This window comes from Streptomyces sp. NPDC087428, assembly GCF_044744085.1.
Classification (GTDB): domain Bacteria; phylum Actinomycetota; class Actinomycetes; order Streptomycetales; family Streptomycetaceae; genus Streptomyces.
This window is the reverse complement of record NZ_JBIUXR010000016.1, coordinates 180,024-199,143: the sequence shown is the minus strand read 5'-3', so window position 1 is coordinate 199,143 and position 19,120 is coordinate 180,024. Positions and strand designations below refer to the sequence as shown.

General features: G+C 70.1%; 17 protein-coding genes. 13 read left to right on the top strand and 4 right to left on the bottom strand.

The genetic code is table 11. From position 1 onward, the window contains the following. Positions 1-40 precede the first annotated feature (40 nt). Positions 41-1,078: an iron-containing redox enzyme family protein gene (locus tag ACIO3R_RS31230; protein ID WP_385031383.1), complete on the top strand. Its 1,038-nt coding sequence runs from the start codon at positions 41-43 to the stop codon at positions 1,076-1,078. Here the strand turns inward: ACIO3R_RS31230 and ACIO3R_RS31225 are convergent. The 3 genes from ACIO3R_RS31225 to ACIO3R_RS31215 form a co-directional block, all read right to left on the bottom strand. Then, a complete protein-coding gene (locus ACIO3R_RS31225) occupies positions 1,064-1,342 on the bottom strand; it encodes a CDGSH iron-sulfur domain-containing protein (RefSeq protein WP_402110340.1) in 279 nt (92 codons plus the stop codon). The two genes, ACIO3R_RS31230 and ACIO3R_RS31225, sit on opposite strands and share 15 nt — an antisense overlap. Then, positions 1,314-1,955, bottom strand: a complete 642-nt coding sequence (locus ACIO3R_RS31220; protein ID WP_402110339.1) for a HemK2/MTQ2 family protein methyltransferase — start codon at positions 1,953-1,955, stop codon at positions 1,314-1,316. The genes ACIO3R_RS31225 and ACIO3R_RS31220 overlap by 29 nt, the downstream gene beginning before the upstream one ends. A 63-nt stretch (positions 1,956-2,018) precedes the next feature. Further along, positions 2,019-3,032: an L-histidine N(alpha)-methyltransferase gene (locus ACIO3R_RS31215; RefSeq protein WP_402110337.1), complete on the bottom strand. Its 1,014-nt coding sequence runs from the start codon at positions 3,030-3,032 to the stop codon at positions 2,019-2,021. A 780-nt stretch (positions 3,033-3,812) separates the two neighbouring features. On the opposite strand from ACIO3R_RS31215, the gene ACIO3R_RS31210 reads away from it, so the two are divergent. Both ACIO3R_RS31210 and ACIO3R_RS31205 read left to right on the top strand, forming a co-directional pair. After that, on the top strand, positions 3,813-4,637 hold the full coding sequence (locus ACIO3R_RS31210; RefSeq protein ID WP_402110335.1) for an FAD binding domain-containing protein: 825 nt from the start codon (positions 3,813-3,815) through the stop codon (positions 4,635-4,637). Then, the gene (locus tag ACIO3R_RS31205; RefSeq protein ID WP_402110334.1) at positions 4,634-7,441 is read left to right on the top strand and encodes a molybdopterin-dependent oxidoreductase; all 2,808 of its coding nucleotides are present in this window, start codon (positions 4,634-4,636) and stop codon (positions 7,439-7,441) included. The genes ACIO3R_RS31210 and ACIO3R_RS31205 overlap by 4 nt, the downstream gene beginning before the upstream one ends. A 197-nt stretch (positions 7,442-7,638) precedes the next feature. Here ACIO3R_RS31205 and ACIO3R_RS31200 read toward each other — a convergent pair whose 3' ends face one another. Then, a complete protein-coding gene (locus ACIO3R_RS31200) occupies positions 7,639-8,145 on the bottom strand; it encodes a cupin domain-containing protein (RefSeq protein WP_385031365.1) in 507 nt (168 codons plus the stop codon). Between the two features lie 257 nt (positions 8,146-8,402). On the opposite strand from ACIO3R_RS31200, the gene ACIO3R_RS31195 reads away from it, so the two are divergent. From ACIO3R_RS31195 to ACIO3R_RS31150, 10 genes are all read left to right on the top strand, one after another. Further along, positions 8,403-9,632 (top strand): Clp protease N-terminal domain-containing protein, encoded by a 1,230-nt coding sequence (locus tag ACIO3R_RS31195; RefSeq protein WP_402110332.1) that lies wholly within the window; start codon positions 8,403-8,405, stop codon positions 9,630-9,632. A 71-nt stretch (positions 9,633-9,703) separates the two neighbouring features. Continuing rightward, entirely contained in the window at positions 9,704-11,089 is a 1,386-nt protein-coding gene (locus ACIO3R_RS31190) for a sensor histidine kinase (protein ID WP_402110331.1), read from the top strand. 4 nt (positions 11,090-11,093) lie between these two features. Next, positions 11,094-11,738: a response regulator gene (locus tag ACIO3R_RS31185; RefSeq protein ID WP_402110329.1), complete on the top strand. Its 645-nt coding sequence runs from the start codon at positions 11,094-11,096 to the stop codon at positions 11,736-11,738. Positions 11,739-11,859: 121 nt separating this feature from the next. Next, positions 11,860-12,294, top strand: a complete 435-nt coding sequence (locus ACIO3R_RS31180; protein WP_402110328.1) for an RrF2 family transcriptional regulator — start codon at positions 11,860-11,862, stop codon at positions 12,292-12,294. Between the two features lie 53 nt (positions 12,295-12,347). Next, positions 12,348-13,211 (top strand): DsbA family protein, encoded by an 864-nt coding sequence (locus ACIO3R_RS31175; RefSeq protein ID WP_402110360.1) that lies wholly within the window; start codon positions 12,348-12,350, stop codon positions 13,209-13,211. Positions 13,212-13,766: 555 nt separating this feature from the next. Continuing rightward, complete coding sequence (locus ACIO3R_RS31170) at positions 13,767-15,341, top strand: ABC transporter substrate-binding protein (RefSeq protein ID WP_402110327.1); 1,575 nt, start codon at positions 13,767-13,769, stop codon at positions 15,339-15,341. 52 nt (positions 15,342-15,393) lie between these two features. After that, complete coding sequence (locus ACIO3R_RS31165) at positions 15,394-16,422, top strand: ABC transporter permease (RefSeq protein WP_385031347.1); 1,029 nt, start codon at positions 15,394-15,396, stop codon at positions 16,420-16,422. A 2-nt stretch (positions 16,423-16,424) separates the two neighbouring features. Further along, a complete protein-coding gene (locus ACIO3R_RS31160; RefSeq protein ID WP_402110325.1) occupies positions 16,425-17,315 on the top strand; it encodes an ABC transporter permease in 891 nt (296 codons plus the stop codon). After that, positions 17,312-18,202, top strand: a complete 891-nt coding sequence (locus tag ACIO3R_RS31155) for an ABC transporter ATP-binding protein (RefSeq protein ID WP_402110323.1) — start codon at positions 17,312-17,314, stop codon at positions 18,200-18,202. Before ACIO3R_RS31160 ends, ACIO3R_RS31155 begins: the two co-directional genes overlap by 4 nt. Continuing rightward, positions 18,199-19,068, top strand: a complete 870-nt coding sequence (locus tag ACIO3R_RS31150; protein WP_402110321.1) for an ABC transporter ATP-binding protein — start codon at positions 18,199-18,201, stop codon at positions 19,066-19,068. The genes ACIO3R_RS31155 and ACIO3R_RS31150 overlap by 4 nt, the downstream gene beginning before the upstream one ends. Positions 19,069-19,120: the final 52 nt, after the last annotated feature.

Genomic DNA, 19,120 nt, shown 5'->3' with positions numbered 1-19,120 from the left:
TGAGCATGGCATCCACGCGTTCGATCCAGTTGGAGAGCCGATGACCCCCAGCGCCACCACCAGAGATACGCAGCCTCTCGCCCACGCGTTACCGGTTCCCCGGGGACCGCTGTCCGAGACCGTGGTCACCGCGCTGACGAAGCGTCCGGCCTCGGAGCCGTTCCCCCTGGATGCCGTGGATCGGATCGATCCGTACGGCGAGGATCTGACGCTGGCCCTGCACACCTGTTATGAGCTGCACTATCGGGGCTTTGACGGTGTCGACCCGCTGTGGGAGTGGGATCCGGAGCTGCTTCGGCTGCGGGCCGCGATGGAGCACGTCTTCCTGACGGCGCTGCGTGCGGACGCCGAGGGTGGTGACGATGTCTCGGCCGTACTGGACGGGTTGCTGGTCGAGACGGTGCCCGGTGACGGGGTCTCGCACTATCTCCGGGACTCCGCGGACTGGGAACAGATGCGTGAGTATTTCGCGCACCGTTCGGTGTATCACCTGAAGGAGGCCGACCCGCACGCCTGGGTGATTCCCCGTCTTCAGGGACAGGCCAAGGCCTCCTTGGTGGCGGTCGAGTTCGACGAGTTCGGCGGCGGCCGTGCCGAGAGAGCCCACTCCCAGCTGTTCGTCGACCTCCTGGTCGGTGCCGGGCTCTCTCCCGCGTACCTGCACTACGTGGATGACGTTCCCGCACCCGCGATCGCGATCGTGAACCTGATGTCGATGTGCGGACTGCACCGGAGGCTGCGCGGCGCGCTGGTCGGTCACTTCGCGGCGGCCGAGATCACCACCGCGCCGAGCGCACAGCGGATCGCCCAGGCGCTGGACCGGCTGGGTGCGGGGCCGGAGTGCACGCTCTTCTTCACCGAGCACATCGAAGCCGACGCCGTGCATGAACAGGTACTGCGTCGTGATGTCATCGGCGACCTGCTCCGGCGGGAGCCCCGGCTTGCCGGGGACGTGGTGTTCGGGATCGCGGCCACCGAGCTGCTGGAGGGCAGGCTGGCCGCGCACCTGCTCGGTGCTTGGCGCAGCCGCAGGACATCGCTGCGCCGGGCGCTGCCCGAGCAGTCAGCCGGGTTCTGATTCCAGGGTCTGGTCGTCGGAATCCTGGCGGACGCGTCGGCGGTGGCTGGTGTCACAGAACGGGTGCCGCCGACTGCGTCGGCATACGCAGAGGGCCACCACGAAACGGTCCGAGACGACGACCTCGTCGTCACTGGTCACCACCTCGACGGGGCCTTCGACGAGGAGCGGGCCACCGGGAACCAGGGTGACCCGTCTCCGGTCGGGCGTTCCGGTAGCCGTGCCCGGAACCGCACTAGGTTGGGTCGTTCCGCCGGTCTCCACGGATCACCACCAGTTCCTCGTGACGTTGGCCCGCCCTGATGAATCCCTGCTCCTCCAGAAACGGGACCCGACGGTTCATGACGGGGCCGAACGGCACTGTCCGCCGGGCCACCACGGCGGCCTTCAGCCCTCCCCTGTGCAGCAGGTCCACGGTGGTCTCCACCCCGCACACGGCGGAATGGACGACCAACAGCATGCCGCCGCTGGAGAGCATCCCGGCGGCGTTGACGCACAGCGGATCGAGCAGGGCCCGTCCGTCACGCGCGGCGTCCCACGCCCTGCTCGGTCCGCTCCGGGGAAGAGTTCCTTGAGGGGCCGGTACATACGGTGGGTTGGCGAGTATGACGTCGAACTGCCGGGCGGCGGGAAATGACAGCGCGTCCCGGCGTTCGACCCGGACCGGGAGCCCGCGTACCCGGGCGTTGAACCGGGTCGCCAGCGTGGCACGGCGCGAGATATCCACCGCCGTGACGTGTCCGGCTCCGACGCCCGCCGCGGCGATGGCCAACGCACCGGTTCCGGTGCACATGTCCAGAACCCGTGCGCCAGAGGGAATTCCGGCGTGATACAGCGCCTGGACCAACAACCACGTATCTGTCTGGGGCCGGTACACACCGGGAGGTCTCAGTAACCACACGGCGCGATCCGTGCATCGTGGGAATCGGCCTCTCCGATGTCAGAGCTCATCGCCTGCCTCACTACGGTCCTGGGAGCGTGTGAAGAGAAAGATGCCGTACTGCCATTCCTCGTCGACCCACTGTGCGCGCAGTTCAAGACCGCGTGCGATGACGTCGGCCACGAGCTGCTCACGCTGGAACTTGTGGGACAGGCCCACGTTGAGCGAGTCACCGCGCCGCAGGTTCAGCTCAAGATCCAGATCGTGAAGCGCGACGGAATGTTCCTCGTTCGCGTAAACACGCGCGTCGACGGTGCCGGTATCGGAATCGAAGTGCGCCCGCGCAGAGAAATTCCGCGGGTCGAAGGTGCCGCCGAAGCGCCGGTTGAGATGGTCCAGATGATTGAGCCGGAACCGTGTGAAGGCAGACCGGCCGACCGGATCGTTGTAAGCGGCTTCGAGTATCCGGGCCGGCTTCAGGAGATCGACCGAGACCAGGAAGCCGTCACCGGGCCCAAGCGTGCTGACGATTTCGGAGAGCAGCCTGTCGCGCTCCTCAAGGGGCATATTGCCGAGATTGCTCCCGAGGAACGAGATCGTCACCGGCTCGGGTTTGCTGTTCCTCAGCCAGGCCAACCCTGCCTCGTACCGGCCCCACAGCCCCTGCACCCGCAGGCCGGGCAGCTCGGCGGTCAGGTCGCGCCCACTGGCCTCGAGCATCTCGCGGCTGACATCAATCGGCAGATAGGACGTCGAACGGCGGTCGGCACAAGCCGCCAACAGCAGACGGGTCTTCTTCGCACTCCCGCTGCCCAGCTCCGCGATCAGCCCGCACCCGATCAGGTCGGCCATCTCCCCGGCATGGCGCTCCAGCAGCCCGTACTCGACCCGGGTGAGGTAGTAGTCGGGTAACTCGGTGATCAACTCGAACAAGTCCGATCCGAGCGCGTCGTACCCGAAGTGAGCGGGAACCCGCGGTGGATTCTCCCGTAGACCGGTCAGAAGGGCCGACCGGTCGTCCCAGAAGGCCGCCCCTTCGTCAACCGCCACAATATCGACCCGGCTCAGCGTCATGATGCCTCTCCTGACTCCTCGGGCCCCGCCTCCCCAGACGGTGGCCCCAACCCCACTACCTGTCCTGCGTGCGTCGATCAGACGGAACGTGAAGGCGGCTGACACTCCGGTCGCCCCGTGGAGCCTGCCACTACGCCATAGCAGGCAAACCGACAATCCCCATAACTTCTCCGGCCCGTCAGCAATTGCATATGACAGCGCGACCGAATTTCAGCCAAGCCCCTCCAGCCCGACGGACTGCCGCGACCGCTCAGCAGTGATCGCCTTCAACAACGTGGTACCGGGTACGGCCCGCCGAAGTGGGTCTTGGCGCAGTACCGTCATGGCCTGAAGGGGCTCCCAGTTCGGCGGGACAACCGACGAGACGGACCAGATCGACCGGCAAATGCCGGTGCGTCGCACAGTGCGCCGGGCAGCGCGGCGCAGAAGGTGTGAGCCGTCCCCGGACGGGGCGGCGACTTCGACGGTTGTTGCCACGCAGGGGAACGGTCCGGCTCCGGACCACGAGGCATGTCGGTGTAGGTATCGGGGGCATCCTGTTGAATTCTCGATCCGTTCGGCGTTCAATTCCACTAGCTGCACGCGGGGGAAGCGAACCTCCACAGGCACGCACAGAGTTCTTTTATGTGACGATGTTCAATTGCTTATTCATTACTCCCAGCGTCACCGCAGAGGCCACTTCGGCAGAATGGGAACGGTTCCAGGATCTCGATGAATTCGTCCACATCCTCGTGAAGGCCTGCCCATTCCCCCTCCCCCCTGCGAGATGAGAAGCAGCCCATGGACCTGAACACGGTTCTCGACGTACGCGACGCGGGTCGTCACGAACCCTGGCGCGCGGGCGACGCCTGGCTCGGCGGCGGAACGTACCTCTTCTCGGAGCCCCAGCCACACCTGCGTCGGCTGGTGGATCTGAGCCGGATGGGCTGGGAGCCTGTCCAGGTGCTGCCCGACGGATCGGTGGAGATCGCGGCCACGTGCACGATCACGCAACTGTCACGCTTCGGCCGGACGCTCGACGCCGAAGCCGCTCCTCTCTTCGACCAGTGCTGCCGGGCGTTCCTGGCCTCGTTCAAGATCTGGAACATGGCGACCGTCGGCGGGAACCTGTGCCTGGCTCTGCCCGCGGGGCCCATGATCTCCCTGACCGCCGCGCTCGACGGCGCATGTCTGCTCCAGGCGCAGAACGGCACCCGGCGCAGCGTGCAGGTCGTCGACTTCGTGACCGGCGCGGGCCGAACGGATCTCGGCGAGGGCGAACTGGTGCGTGCGGTGACGCTCCCCGCGCGAGCGCTGAAGTCGCGTACGGCGTTCCGGCAAGCGTCGCTCCACGGGCTCGGACGCTCTGGCGCTCTCGTCATCGGGGCACTGGATCCAGAGGAGGGCGTCCTGTCCCTCACCATCACGGCCGCGACCCGACGCCCCTTCCGCCTCAGCTTCGCGCTGCCCTGCGGGCCGGCCGAGTTACGGGCGGTCATCACGGCGGCCGTGGGTGAATCCGACTGGTTCGACGACGTCCACGGGCTTCCTGAGTGGCGGCGGCACATGGTCCTGCGATTCGCCGGGCAGGTCCATGACGAACTCACGCGAGGGGGTGTGCGGTGAGCTTCGGTATCCGTGTGAACGATCAGCCCTTCGACTCGGCGCCCCGTCCCGGCCAGTGTCTGCGGACGTATCTGCGCGAGTGCGGCTGGTTCGGGGTGAAGAAGGGCTGTGATGCCGGGGACTGCGGCGCCTGCACGGTTCAGGTGGACGGCGAGCCGGTGCACAGTTGTCTGTACCCGGCGGTGCGCGCCGCGGGCCGCAGCGTGACGACCGTTGAAGGCTTGGCGGCCCCCGATGGCGAACTCCACCCGGTGCAGAAGAGGTTCCTGGACGCCCAGGGCTTCCAGTGCGGTTTCTGCACGGCCGGTTTCCTGATGACGACGGCCGCGCTGGAGGCCGAGCACGGTACCGAGGACGACGACGGCAAGCTGGACGACCTGCCGCGCGCCTTCAAGGGCAACCTCTGCCGCTGCACCGGCTACCGTGCCATCGAGGACGCCGTGCGGGGCGTACAGCACATCGAACGCCCGCGTTCGGGTGAGGCGGTGGGCAGGAGTCCGGGTGCGCCCGCGGGCCCGGACGTGGTGACCGGCACCGCCCGCTACACCTTCGACGTCAAGGTGCCCGGTCTGCTCCACATGAAGTTGCTTCGCTCCCCGCACCCACACGCCCGGATCGTGTCCATCGACACCTCCGAGGCACTTCGGGTGCCGGGCGTGCGAGCCGTCCTGACCCACGAGGACGCGCCCGCGACCCTGTACTCCTCGGCCCGCCACGAGCGCCCCGGCGTGGACCCCGACGACACACGCGTCCTCGACGACACCGTCCGATTCGCCGGCCAGCGCGTGGCCGCAGTCGTCGCGGACAGCGAGCGGGACGCCGAGGAGGGCTGCCGCCGGATCAGGGTGGAGTACAGCCGGCTCCCCTACGTCATGGACGCGGAGGAGGCGATGGCACCCGGCGCTCCCGTCCTGCACGCCGGCAAGGGCCCCGAGACGCGGATCGCCCGCGTCGAGAACAACGTAGCCGCTGAGGTACACGGTGAAATCGGCTGCGTCGACGACGGTTTCGCGGAGGCCGCCGTCGTGTACGAGGAGACCTTCCGCACGCAGCGGGTGCAGCACGCAAGCCTGGAGACGCATGGCTGTGTCGCGTACTTCGAGCCGAAGGAGGACGGTGCCGGTGAGCGCCTGACGATCCGCTCCTCCACCCAGACGCCCTTCCTGACACGCCGCGCGATCTGTGCTCTGTACGGGCTGCCCGAGGACGAGGTCCGCGTCGTCGCGGGGCTCGTGGGAGGCAGCTTCGGCGGCAAACAGGAGATGCTCACCGAGGACATCGTCACGCTGGCCGCGCTGAGACTGCGCCGCCCGGTGAAGCTGGAGTACACGCGCGCCGAGCAGTTCCACGGGGCGACCACCCGCCACCCGTTCACCATCGGCGTCAGGATCGGTGCCCGCCAGGACGGCACGCTGACCGCCATCCAGATGCGGGTGGTCTCCAACACCGGCGCCTACGGCAACCACGGTCCTGCCGTGTTGTGCACCGGCGTCGGAGAGTCGTTCGCCATGTACCGCGCACCGCACAAGAGGGTCGACGCGTTCTCGGTCTACACCAACGTCGTCCCGGCGGGCGCCTTTCGGGGGTACGGGCTCAGTCAGGTGACGTTCGCCCTTGAGTCGGTGATGGACGAACTGGCCCGGCGTCTCGGCATGGACCCGCTGATCCTGCGGGAAAGGAACATCATCAGGCCCGACGAGCACGTGCTGAGCCCGATCGGTGAGGAGGAAGAGGACCTGCACATCGCTTCCTACGGCCTCGACCAGTGTCTGGCCGTGATCCGCGGAGCCGTGGCCGGGGACCACAGCGCCGACGGCACACCGGAGGGATGGGTTACCGGGCAGGGCGCAGCCCTGGCCATGGTCGCCACCGGTCCACCAGGGGGCCACCACGCCGACGCGGCCATCAGTCTGCGCCTGGACGGAACGTACGACCTGGCCGTCGGCACAGCCGAGTTCGGCAACGGCACCACTACCGTGCACAGGCAGATCGCCGCCGACGCGCTCCACACCACCGTGGACCGGATCACCATCCGGCACTCCGACACCGACGCCGTCCGCCACGACACCGGCGCGTTCGGTTCGACCGGCACGTTCGTGGCCGGCAAGGCAGTGCTGCTCGCGGCGGAAGAGCTCGCCGACCGGCTGCGGAGCTTCGCGGCCCGGTACACGGGGGTGGCCGGACACATGTGCGTACTCGGCTCCGAGACCGTCGACTGCGCGGGCCGGACCCTCACACTGGAAGAGCTCCGTCAAGCGGCCCACACCGACTGCGCACCGGAGGCTGTCTCCGCGCGGGGACACTGGAGCGGCAGCCCGCGTTCGGTGGCCTTCAATGCCCACTGGTTCCGCATCGCTGTCGACCCGGACACCGGCGAGATGAGGATCCTGCGCAGCGTCCATGCCGCTGACGCCGGCAAGGTGATGAATCCCGTTCAGTGCCGCGGCCAGGTCGAGGGTGGAGTCGCCCAGGCACTGGGGGCCACGCTCTTCGAGCGCGTACGGCTCGACGAACGGGGCGAGGTGACCACAGACGCCTTCCGGAACTACCGCCTGCCCCAGCACGCCGACGTGCCGCGCACCGAGGTCCACTTCGCGGAGACCGACGACACGATCGGCCCGCTCGGCGCCAAGTCGATGAGCGAGAGCCCGTTCATCCCGGTAGCCCCCGCCTTTGCCAACGCACTGCGCGACGCCACCGGCGTCCGGTTCACCGAACTGCCCCTGACCCGCGACCGCGTCTGGCTGGCCATTGCGCAGCGGGCCCGCGCTCGGACCTCACCGGCCGAAACACCTGGGGCATAGGCGGTGAAGTGTCCCGGAGACTCCGGACAGGCGCCGGCCTTCTCGATTCACGCGCGGACGCGGAGCCTGGTCGCTCCGGTGCCGGCGAGTGTGTTCCTGCTGAACGGTCCGGACCTGACCGGAGGCGGGAGTACCGGGCAGCAGTGATCCGAGGACCGCGCCCACCTGCAAGGCAGCGCCACCGAGCAGTGCGGCCGTCAGGCCTGGGGGTCTCCGAGCGCGTACAGCCGGGGAAGGTTGACGACGATCGCCTCCTGCGTGCTGCGGGCGATGACGACCACGGCCTCCTCCGTCGGGTCGGGGTTCTCCTCCCGGTGCGGCACGAAGGGCGGGACGAAGATGTAGTCGCCGGGCGAGGTGCGCAGCCGTACCTCCTCCGGTTCGCCGCCCGAGTCGTCCAGGAAGACGAACTCGGGGTGTCCGCTGACCACATGGATGGCGGTCTCGGACTCACCGTGGTGGTGGTCGGAGGAGGAGGTCGCGGGGGCCACGTGGGTCTGGCCCATCCACAGCTTCTCCGCTCCGACGGTCTTTCCGCTGACGGCGGCGAACCTGCGCATGCCTCCCGTCTGGGCGGTGTCGCCGTCCAGGGCGTCCGCACGGATGTGGTGCACCCGGCTGCGCAGTGGCGCGGCCGACTGGTCCGGGGCGTCGTGGAGGTGAGGGTGAAAGCCTTCACCGGGGGTCGTCAGCGGCTCACTCATGGCAGGGACGGTAGAGCGGCACAGAAAAGGATGTCAAGAGGTGTCCATTGCCCTTCACCTGCGGCAATGTTGCCGCAATGTGGGCGGATGTGGGTGCGGACCCCCGGCCCGTGTCGTGGTGGCACCGCCGTAGTCGCCTCAGGTCGTGCGAGCCGGCCGATCGGACCGGAAGCATGGCCGGTCGGCCGACGCGGAGCCGGAGAACGCGGGCTAGCGTCCTTCTCCGCAGGTAACACCACGGAGAGAAAGGCAGCCCGATGGATCAGCGAACGTCCGACCGCGACGCCGACGTGACCACCGAGTTCGAGAGGGACGTCGTCAAGCTCTTGCTGGAGGCGATGCGCGCGGTGGACAAGCAGGAACGCGAGGATGTCGGTACGGAAAGCGTGCTGTACGCGCTGGTGTCGGGTGACTCGGCCGCAGGTTCCGCGATCGCACCCGGAATAAGGGCTTCCGGCTCGCTCGGCGGTTCGATCGGGTGCCGGGGGACGTCCGTGTGGGTCAGTGAGGACGCGGGTGACGGCACGGCGGGAAGCCCGGACGACGAGCGGGAGATCGGCGCCTTCTGGCGGGAGGTCCGGCTGGAGGAGGCCAAGAGGCTGCGCCGGCAGAACCGGAAGCAGAAGGAGGAGCAGGGGCAGGGGCAGGAAGGTCTTGAACTCCCTCCGATGACAGGCGCGTTGCGGACCTGTCTACGCAAGGCGCTGGAAGCCGCACGGGAGGAGGGCACCGCTTCCGTGCGCGTCCGGCACGTGGCGCGCGCACTGGTCGGGCTGCCCGATACGCGTGCCCGCGAGGCCATGGCGCTGGAGAAGGTGGACGTTCCGGCTGCCTCGATGGCGCTCGACGCGTTGCGGGGAAAGGACGAAGTACCGGAGCCCGGATCGGTGTTGATCCTGCGCAACGCGGGGACGTTCGGGAAGAACGGCAATCCGCTGACCCGGAAGTTCACCGCCTGGATATTCGGGGGCGGCGCCGGGTTCGGTTCCGCAGTCGTGGGTGCGGTGCGCACGGAGGCACCACGGGGGGCGGCGCGGCGCGGGGCATCGGAGATGGAACCCGTCGATGTGCTGCTGGGGATCCTGGCGCTGGAACGGTCGTTGACCGTCGCGGGGCGTGAGCTGCCCGAGAAGCTGACGGGAGCGAACCAGGGGGCCGCACTCCTGCGCCGGCACGGCGTACGGCAGGATGCTGTCACCCGGGTACTGCTCCCCACCACCGGGGACGCGGAGGAGGAGCCCCGGGAGGTCCCTGGCCACGCCGACTTCGAACGGCGGCTCCTGCACGTCACCCAGCTCACCGCCTCCGCTCAGGGCTCGCCCACGGTCGGTACGACCCACCTGCTGGCCGCGCTGCTGGACAAGGGAACGGACGCGGAGTCCGCGGCGGAGATCGAGCGTGTGCTGACCGAGAGCGGGGCGGACGTCGTCGGGCTGCGGGCGGAGCCGGAGCTCCGGGTCCCGGGCGGAGCGGCACAGGCGTCCTGACGCAGCCGCAGTGGTCCGCCGACGCGCACGACGAGAGCAGCCGTCGAGAACGGCGCCCACAGGGAGGAAACATGAGTCCGGCAGTGCGACCGTGCACACGGGTGCGCCGCGAGGCCGCCGCGATCCGGGAGGCGGTGCGCGCCGCCCCCCGGCGGACGGTCGTGACCGAGTGCGTACTCGCCGGCCTGGTCCTGCTGTGCTCGCTGGCGCCGGTTCCGCTGATTCCGCCGGCCCACCCGGTGACGGCGGCACTCCTGGGAGTGTGGGCGGCACTCCTCGTGCCCGCGCGGCGGATGTACCCGGCTCTCACGGTGCTGGGCTGCGTGCCGGTGATCGCCGGGGACAACGTGTGGGCGATGGTCGTGGTGCCGTGCGTCGTGTGGTCGGCGGTGCGCCGCATCGCCCCCGTACGACGCGCCTGGGCAGTGATCGGGGCGAGCAGTGCCGGCGCCGTGCTCATGTCGATCGCCGCCCAGTCCTTCAGCGGACTCCCGACGATGCCGTACCTGGTCGCCGGCGCCGGCGTGGCTGCTCTGTTCCTCCTGCTGCCCGCGCTGTCCGGCATGCTGCTGGGGCATCGCCGCCCGCTGACGGGGCTGCTGCGGGAACGCAACGCCTACCTCGAACAGACCCGCTTCCTCACCGACGAGGCGGCCCGCATGGAGGAACGGGCGCGCATCGCCGCCGAGATGCACGATCTGCTCGGCCACCGCATCGGTCTCATCTCGGTGCACGCCGGAGCCCTCCAGCTCGCCGCCGAACGACAGGCGCCCCCGCTGGCCTCCCAGGCCGAACTTCTGCGCATCACCGCCGGAACGGCCATGGACGAGCTGCGCGGCATCCTCGGCGTCCTCCGTCACCACTCCGGCGAGGACAGCGGTGAGCGGGGCAGTCGCGAAGATCTCTCGGCCCTGGTCGCGGATTCCCGGAACGCGGGGGCCGACGCCGAACTGCACTGGAACGCGACCGGGCCGACCGACGCGGACGCCCGCACCCGGCAGGCCGTCCACCGCGTGACCCGCGAAGGACTCACCAACGCGCTGAAGCACGCGTCCGGCGCGCCGGTCCGTGTGACGTTCCAGGACGAAGGGGACACGGTAGCCGTCGCCGTCGTCAACGACGCCCCGCCGGTGCCCTGTCCGCCCGGGGACGGGAACCGCAGTGGACTCGTCGGCCTCCAGGAGAGGATCAGCCTGCTCGGGGGCGCTCTCCACGCCGGACCGCGCCCGGAGGGCGGCTTCGTCCTCTCCGCCCGTATACCCGTCCGGCCCGACTCGGCTCCCGTGTACGCCATTTCGTCCGGTCAGGTGTCCGGCGGGGCGGGCTCCCGGCCCCCGCTGTCCGCGGAGGTCCTCACGTGGCCCCGCCTCCTGGGGGGCGGCTGCGCGGCTCTGCTGGTGTTGCTGCCGACGATCGGCGGCACCATCGCCCTGCTGATCATGGCGGCTCTACACTGAACCGGTGATCCGAGTCCTGATTGCCGACAACGAGGCGCTGATGCGCGCCGGGGTCCGCCTCATCCTGGAGAACGACGACGAGGTCCGCATCGTGGCCGAGGCAGAGAACGCCCGTGAGGCCGTCGAAGCCTGCCGCGCCCACCCCGTCGACGTCGCCCTCCTCGACATCCGTATGCCCGGGGACGGCATCACCGCCGTCGCCGAGATCGCCCGGCACTCGCCCCGCACCCGAGCGGTGATGCTGACGGCCTTCGGCGAGGAAGCGACCGTCACCAGCGCCCTGCGCGCCGGAGCCCACGGCTACCTCCTCAAGGACACCGGCCCCCGCGACCTCATCGACGCCGTACGCCGCGCCGCAGCCGGTGAGCCCGTCCTCGCCCCGCAGGTCGCCCGCCAACTCGTCGAGTTCCGGACCCGGTTGGGCCACGGCAGCGACGTCGCATCACGTCGGATCGCGGACCTGACACCGGCTGAACGGAACGTCCTGCGACTGCTGGGCACCGGCCTCTCCAACGCCGAGATCGCCGCACAGCTCCATCTGAGCTCCGGCACGGTCAAGGCCCACGTCAGCAGCATCCTCACCCGCGCCGACTGCACCAACCGGGTCCAGGCGGCGGTGCTGGCGCAGGAGGCGGGGCTGCTCGGCTGACGCCCGGCAGGCCGCACGGACAAAGGCCGCGGTCCGCAGCAAAGGGACATGCGAAAGGCGAGCCCACGGCAGAACTCCGTGACGCCCTTGTCGTGGAACGGTCGTCGGGCATGATGTGGGCATGCATATCTCCGCGAAGGCGGACTACGCCACGCGGGCCCTCCTGGAGCTCGCCCGTGAGCCTGGCCGTCCACTCACCTGTGAGTCCATCGCTTCCTCACAGGAGATCCCGTTCCGGTTCCTGAAGTCCGTCGTGGGCGAGTTGCGCAGGGCCGGCCTGGTGCGCAGCCAGCGCGGCTGCGAGGGCGGTTACTGGCTCGGCAGACCGGCCGGCGAGATCGCCCTGCTGGACATCGTGCGTGCCGTCGACGGCGAAGTGATCACCTTGCGCGGCGAGCCCCTGGCCGCGCTCGACTACCCCGGCCCGGCTGTGGGCCTGCCCGGTGTGTGGCGGCGGGTCGAGGCGGAGGCGACGGCGGTCCTGGGCGGTCTCACCCTGGCCTCCCTGCTGCCCGTGGGCGCGCTGGAGCGGCAGTCCGGGGTCGGCGTCTCGTGACGGGCGCGCCGCAACCGCCGCCCGTGGTGGAGGTGGTGGAGTACACCGATCCGATGTGCCCCTGGGCCTGGGGGTCGGAGCCCGTCTTCCGCCGCCTGCGGGCGGCCCTGGCAGGCCGGGTCCGCTGGCGGCGGTCGTACGCCATCCTCTTCGACGTCGACGACGATCCGCCGCCCGACCCGGCGGCGGAGACGGCCTGGTACGCGAGCTACGTGGAGGAGATCAGCTCGCACACCCTGGCGCCCCGGGCGGTCCGGCTGAGCCGGGTCGCGGCGAGCTCCTGGCCCTCCTCGCTCGTCGCCAAGGCCGCGGAGCTCCAAGGCGACGGCGTGGCCGAACGGGTGCTGCGGCGGCTGCGGGAGACCGCGTTCGTGCTCGGGGAGCCGGCGGACACCGGCGCGCTCGCGCTCTCCGCGGTGCGAGGTGTGCCCGGCCTGGATCCGGGGCGGCTGATGTCCGACGCGGCGTCGGGCGAAGTGCTCGAACGGGTACGGGCCGACCGGGCGGAGGCGCGCCGCCCGGTGCCCGAGGTGCTGTCCGTGCGCGACGGATCGCCCCACCCCGGTGCTGCCAGGCCGACCCCCGACGACGGGTTCCGGTACGCGCTCCCGACCCTTCTGTTCCGCTCCCCCGCCGGGTACCGGGTGGTGCCCGGCTGGCGGCCCTTCGCGGCGTACGCGGCGGCCGTCGAGGAGCTCTGCCCCGGGCTGCTGGAGACCTCCGTGCCGCTCTCCCCTGCCGAGGCTCTGGAGCGTCATCGGAGCCTGACCGGACCGGAGGCGGAGCTGCTCACGGAAGGGGGCCGGCCGCCCTCGGACGCGGTCCGGGTGGATACCGGGAACGGGCCGCTGTGGCTGCATCCCGGGGAGGCCGGGGTGCACCCGGCTACCCGTCCCCGGTCCTCCGCAGGGCTCTGATCTGCGGTCAGAGACCGTTCCACCGAATGAGACACCAATTGGTGTCCATTGACAGACGCCGACAGCTGCCAGCAGGATATGCACCATGTTCACGACGCACCCCGGTGTGGTGTGCCGATACGTGGATCTTCGGCGCACCTCCAGCGCACTCTGTCGCTGATCGGCCACCGCTCCGATCCACAGGCCCCGCCTGACGCCCGCCGGCAGCACTGACTGCCCGCTGTCGCGCCGAGCCGCGCCTGTCCCCCGCACTTCCGCACTTGTGCTCCGCAGCGCAACGTCGCGCACCGGATCCCGCGCCCCGGCCCGCCCCTGAGCTCCGGCGCTCCTCATGGAGCGCCGTCTCACGCACGGCCGGGTCCTCCCCCCTTCCCCGCTGCCCGCCCCTGGCCGAGGTCAGCCTGCCCGCGTGCCCGAAGGCCTGCCCAGCCACCCCTGTCCGCACGCCCATGTGCCGGCCAGTGGTCCGGCGCAGGCGCCGAGCCGCCTCCCCTTCCCCGACCTCCCGTCCTGATCCGGGCCGGAACAGGACGGGACCGTCACAGAGAGAATGAGATGTCCCCTCGACTCACGACGCTCCGCCCCGGACACCCCGTCCGGCCGGCCCGACGCGCCGGCGGCCTTCGGTCCGCGGCCCTGGGAACCGCCTTCGTCGCTCTCCTCACCCCTGCCCTGAGCGCCTGCGGCGGCGACGTCTCCGCCTCCGCCGGCAGCGCCACGCTGAAGTGGGCCTCTTCCTACTTCCCCGCCCACTGGGATCCGGTGGTCTCCGGCAGCGGGGCCCAGTTCCGCCACCTCGCCCTGGTATACGCCTCGTTGACGCGGACCGACGAGTCCGGAAAGGCCGTGCCCGACCTCGCCGAGAGCTGGAAGTACAACGCCACCGGCGACCAAATCACCTTTCACGTACGCCCTGGTCTGAAGTTCAGCGACGGCGAGCCGGTCGACGCCACCGCGGTCAAGGCCGCCGTCGAACGGGCCAAGAAGCAGAAGAACTCCGCGCTCTTCGGCGACCTGACGTCCATCAAGTCCGTGGACGCCAACGGACTGGACGCGGTTCTCCACCTCAGCCAGGTCGACTACCAGATACCGCAACTGCTCGGCGAGCGCGTCCTGCAGATCGCCAGCCCCAAGGCGGCCGAGGACCCGGCCGGGCTGGACCAGAACCCGGTCGGGGCGGGGCCGTTCATCGTCAAGCAGCTGGTCCCCGGCACCAAGGCCGTCCTGACGAAGAACCCCGGCTACTGGGACGCGAAGAACATCCACATCGACGACGTCGAGCTGAGCTCCGCCCCCGACGCCTCGACGGTCGTCTCCGGCCTGCAGACCGGTGTCTACAACTTCGCGGACCTCGATCCGAGCCAGGCGGACGCCGCCAAGAAGGCCGGGCTGGACGTCTTCTCCCAGCCGGGCTTCAACGCCTCCAACATCAGCCTCAACGTCAACAAGGCCCCGTTCGACGACGACCGGGTCGTCGACGCCGTCCGCTACGCGGTCAACCGCAAGGAATTCGTCGACAAGCTCACCTTCGGCTACGGCGAGGTGACCAACCAGCCCTTCCCGAAGGGATACGTCGCCTACGACCCGAAGTCGGAGAACGCCTACTCCTTCGACCCGGACAAGGCCAGGCAACTGCTGGCCGACGCGGGTCACAAGGCCGGCGACATCAAGCTCAGCCTGGTCGTCCCGGCCGAGGACCCGCAGGCCGAGATCGTGCAGTCGCAGCTGGCCGCGGTGGGCATCAAGGCGACGATCAAGATCGACAAGAACTGGGCCACCCCGTTCTTCGCCAAGAACCTGACGTTCTCGCTGTACTCGACCACGGGCCGCGACTCCGCCGTGCAGACCCTCACGGCCCACTTCGGCCCCAACGGTCCGCTCAACCTCAGCACACCGTACGAGCCGGACGGTTTCGAGGAGGCCGTGGCCAAGGTCCGCCGGACGCCGCTGGACTCGCCGAAGTACACCGAGACCCTTCAGGAGGCGACCAGGGCCGGCCTCGGGAGCAAGGCGCTGGTCTTCACCTACTCCGCGCCGAACCTCTTCGCCAAGAGCAAGCAGATCTCCGGACTGCCGAAGAACCCGGCCCACATCGACTGGACCGGCGTGACCGTCAACGGCTCCGACTGAGCCGTCACACAAGGCAACTGACATGCATTCGACGAAGAGAGGGGCAAGCCCCATGACGACGAGCGCTCCACCGGTGGCTCCTGCCCGCCGTCGCGGGCTCGCCGCGGCCAGGGCCCGGCACGCGGCGGGCCGGGTCCTGGCCGCCCTCGGCCGGTCGGTCGCGATCTTCGTACCCGTGTTCCTGGTCGCGACGTTCGTGACGTTCGCCCTGCGGTCGCTGAGCGGCCTCAGCCCGGCGCGTATCCAGCTGGGCGAGGAGGCGACCCCCGAGGCGATCCACCGGATCGAGGCACAGTGGGGCCTCGACAAGCCCTTCCTGTCCCAGTACTGGGACTGGTTCACCGGCGTTCTGCACGGACAGCTCGGCACCAGCTGGGTCAACGGGGCCGACATCTCCACCCTGATCGGCCTCGGCCTGGGTGTGAGCCTGTCGGTCGCCACGTTCGCGCTGATCATCGGGGTGGTGGCCGGGTTCGGTCTCGGCACCCTGGCCGCCCTCCGGCGCACCACCCTCGTCGACCGCGCGATCACGGGGTTCGTCACCGTGATCTCGGTGATGCCGGCGTTCGTCGTCGGCATCGTGCTGGTCGCGGTCCTCGCGGTCGGACTCCATCTGTTCCCGTCGGCCGGCTACATCCCGGCGGAGCAGGGATTCGGCCGCTGGCTCGCCCACATCACCCTCCCCGCGCTCGCGCTGAGTTTCGACGTCATCGCCGACGTCGCCCGCCAGCTGCGTACCAGCCTCATCTCGGCCTACGACGAGAACTATGTGACCGGCGCGGTGGTACGGGGGCTGAGCCCCCGGCGGATCTTCTTCGGCCATGTGCTGCGCAACGGTCTCGGGCCCGCGCTCGCCACACTCGGGCAGAAGTTCCCCGCACTGGTCGGCGCCTCCGTCGTCACGGAGTGGATCTTCGGCCTCCAGGGCTTCGGCAGATTCGCCAACGACTCCGCCCAGGCCGGTGACGTACCCGCGGTGCAGGGCGTCCTCGTGGTGTCGATCGTGCTGGTCGTCTCCTTCAACCTGATCATCAATCTGGTGCTGGCACGCGTCATGCCGGCATCGCAGCGGGGGGTGTGACCATGGTGCGCCGCGTGCTCGCACTCGTGTCCGGCCGGATCGCCGTCGTCATCCTCGTGGTGATCGCACTGCTTGCGGTACTCGGACCGTGGATCGCTCCGCAGAATCCCCTGGCCACCAGCGACAACCCGCTCGCTGATGTCTCGGGCGCCCACTGGCTGGGCACCGACTACCTCGGCCGTGACGTGCTCAGCCGGCTGCTGGACGGCTCGCGCGTCAGCGTGCTCGGCTCGCTGGAGGTCGCGCTCACGGCCCTGGTCGTCGGCGCCGTGCCGGGCATCCTGTCGGTCTGTCTCGGCCGGGCCTTCGAGTGGTTCACCCTCCGCCTGGCCGACACCCTCGTGGCCCTGCCGTTCCTGCTGTTCGCCATCGCCGTGATCGCCCTGCTGGGCAACGGCCTCACCCAGGCCATGCTCGTCACCGGAGCGCTGGTCTCGCCTCTCTTCTACCGGGTGTCCCGCGCGGCGACGCTGGCCGTCGCCCGCTCCCCGTACGTGGAGGCCGCGATCATCTCCGGTGCCTCGGTCGGCTGGGTCGTGCGCCGTCACGTCTGGGTCAAGGTGCTCCCGCCGATCGCGATCGCACTCGCACAGACCATCGGTGTCGGCTTCGTCATCGTGTCGAGCCTGACGTTCCTCGGCATCGGCGTCCAGCCTCCGGCGCCCACCTGGGGCGGGCTGCTCGCCTCCGACCTGGGCTACCTCAGCCACCAGCCGTGGGCACCGCTGGCGCCCGCCCTGCTGATCATGGTCACCGTCTGGGCCTGCAACCTCCTCGCCGACGCCATCCGCGATGTCTCCGGCGAGGCCGGCCGGGCCCTGGTCAACAACCGCAAGGCCCGCGCCAACCGCCTCGCCAAGAGCGGTCCCGTCCCCACCGGAGGTTCCCTGTGACGACCCTGTCCCAGCACATCGCTCCCGGGCAGGCCGAGCCCGCCGTCACCGCCGCCCTGCCCGGCCCGGCGACCGCGCCGGTGCTCTCCCTCCGCGACGTACGCATCAGCGACCGCGTCACCGACCGGGAGATCGTGCACGGCGTCACCTTCGACCTCACTCCCGGCAAGGCGGTCGGCATCGTCGGGGAGTCCGGCAGCGGCAAGACGCTCACCTGCCGGGCCGCGCTGGGCATCCTGCCCGCGCACTTCGAGGTCTCCGGCGGCTCGATCGAGATCGCCGGCACCGACATCGCGACCCTCACGTCCCGGCAGTGGACGGCCCTGCGCGGCGCCACGATCGGCGCGGTCTTCCAGGACCCGGCGTCCTACCTCAACCCTTCGATCCGCGTGGGCGCCCAGATCGCCGAGGTCCTGCGGGCCAAGCAGGGGCTGAAGCGGCGCGAGGCACGGCACCGCGCCGTCGAACTGCTGCGGGCGGTGCGCCTGCGCGACCCGGAGCTGGTCTACGGCCAGTACACCTACGAGCTGTCGGGAGGCATGCTCCAGCGCGTCCTGATCGCGGCGGCCATCGCCGTCGAACCACGCACCCTCATCGCCGACGAGGCCACCACGGCCCTCGACGTCACCGTCCAGGCCGAGATCCTCGATCTGCTCGCCGAGCTGCGGGAGCGGACCGGACTGGCGCTCGTGGTCGTCTCCCACGACCTGGCCGTCGTCGCCCAGCTGTGCGACGAGGTCCTCGTGATGAAGCAGGGCGACGTGGTGGAGCACGGCCCGACACGGGCGGTGCTCCACGACCCGCAGCACGAGTACACCCGGCTGCTCATCGCCGAGCACGACCAGTACGGCCTGGAGAAGTTCCTCGCCCCGAAGGAGGCGTCGTGACCGACGAGTTCACGCAAGCGGCAGCAGCCGGTCGTGCGGGGGACGCCGGGCCGGTGCTCGATGTCAGCGGACTGGACGTGCGCTACGGACGGGGCCGCCGGCGCCGCCGCGCCCTGCACGGGGTCTCGCTGAGCGTCGCACCCGGCGAGACCGTGGGGGTCATCGGCGAGACGGGATCGGGCAAGTCCACCCTTGCCCGCGCCGTTCTCGGCCTGGTTCCGGCCTCGGCCGGATCGGTCCTCATCGACGGGGCGGACGTGAGCGCCTACGGCCGCCGTCAGTGGCGCGCCCTGCGCCGCCGCGGTGTCGTGCAGTACGTCTTCCAGGACCCGCTGCGCAGCCTCGACCCGGATCTCACCGTCGAGGACTCCCTGACCGAACCCCTGCTCGTCCAGGGCGTACCGCGCAAGGAGGCAACCGCGCGGGCCCGGTCGTTCCTGGACCGCGTCCACCTTTCCGCGGAACTGCTGGAGCGGTTGCCCGGCGAGCTCTCCGGCGGTCAGCGCCAACGAGTCTCCGTGGCCAGGGCGCTGGTCACCGAGCCCCGGCTGGTCATCCTCGACGAGCCGGTCAGTGCGCTGGACTCGGCCAACCGCGTCAAGGTCCTGGAGATCCTCAAGGAGCTACGGGCCACCGGCGTGGCCCTCGTCCTCATCTCCCACGACCTCGGGTCCGTGGCGGGGACCGCGGACCGCATCGCGGTGCTGTACCAGGGCGAACTCGTCGAGGTCGGCGCCTCCCCCGACGTCATCAACCACCCCCGGCACGCGTACACCCGACTGCTCGTCAGCTCGGCGCCGACCCTGCGCACGGGCGCGGCCGACCGGTCGGAGCGCGAGGCGCTGCGCGCGCTGCTGAACGTCTGAGCACGGCGGCGCCCGTACGGCCAGGCCCCCAACAACTCCGCCAACTCCACGA

What these genes read in the sequence shown, in the direction of transcription:
- ACIO3R_RS31230 (WP_385031383.1), top strand. Translation starts at nt 41, where the DNA reads ATGACCCCCAGCGCCACCACCAGAGATACGCAGCCTCTCGCCCACGCG.
- ACIO3R_RS31215 (WP_402110337.1), bottom strand. Translation starts at nt 3,032, where the DNA reads ATGACGCTGAGCCGGGTCGATATTGTGGCGGTTGACGAAGGGGCGGCC.
- ACIO3R_RS31210 (WP_402110335.1), top strand. Translation starts at nt 3,813, where the DNA reads ATGGACCTGAACACGGTTCTCGACGTACGCGACGCGGGTCGTCACGAA.
- ACIO3R_RS31200 (WP_385031365.1), bottom strand. Translation starts at nt 8,145, where the DNA reads ATGAGTGAGCCGCTGACGACCCCCGGTGAAGGCTTTCACCCTCACCTC.
- ACIO3R_RS31195 (WP_402110332.1), top strand. Translation starts at nt 8,403, where the DNA reads ATGGATCAGCGAACGTCCGACCGCGACGCCGACGTGACCACCGAGTTC.
- ACIO3R_RS31190 (WP_402110331.1), top strand. Translation starts at nt 9,704, where the DNA reads ATGAGTCCGGCAGTGCGACCGTGCACACGGGTGCGCCGCGAGGCCGCC.
- ACIO3R_RS31180 (WP_402110328.1), top strand. Translation starts at nt 11,860, where the DNA reads ATGCATATCTCCGCGAAGGCGGACTACGCCACGCGGGCCCTCCTGGAG.
- ACIO3R_RS31175 (WP_402110360.1), top strand. Translation starts at nt 12,348, where the DNA reads ATGTGCCCCTGGGCCTGGGGGTCGGAGCCCGTCTTCCGCCGCCTGCGG.
- ACIO3R_RS31170 (WP_402110327.1), top strand. Translation starts at nt 13,767, where the DNA reads ATGTCCCCTCGACTCACGACGCTCCGCCCCGGACACCCCGTCCGGCCG.
- ACIO3R_RS31165 (WP_385031347.1), top strand. Translation starts at nt 15,394, where the DNA reads ATGACGACGAGCGCTCCACCGGTGGCTCCTGCCCGCCGTCGCGGGCTC.
- ACIO3R_RS31160 (WP_402110325.1), top strand. Translation starts at nt 16,425, where the DNA reads ATGGTGCGCCGCGTGCTCGCACTCGTGTCCGGCCGGATCGCCGTCGTC.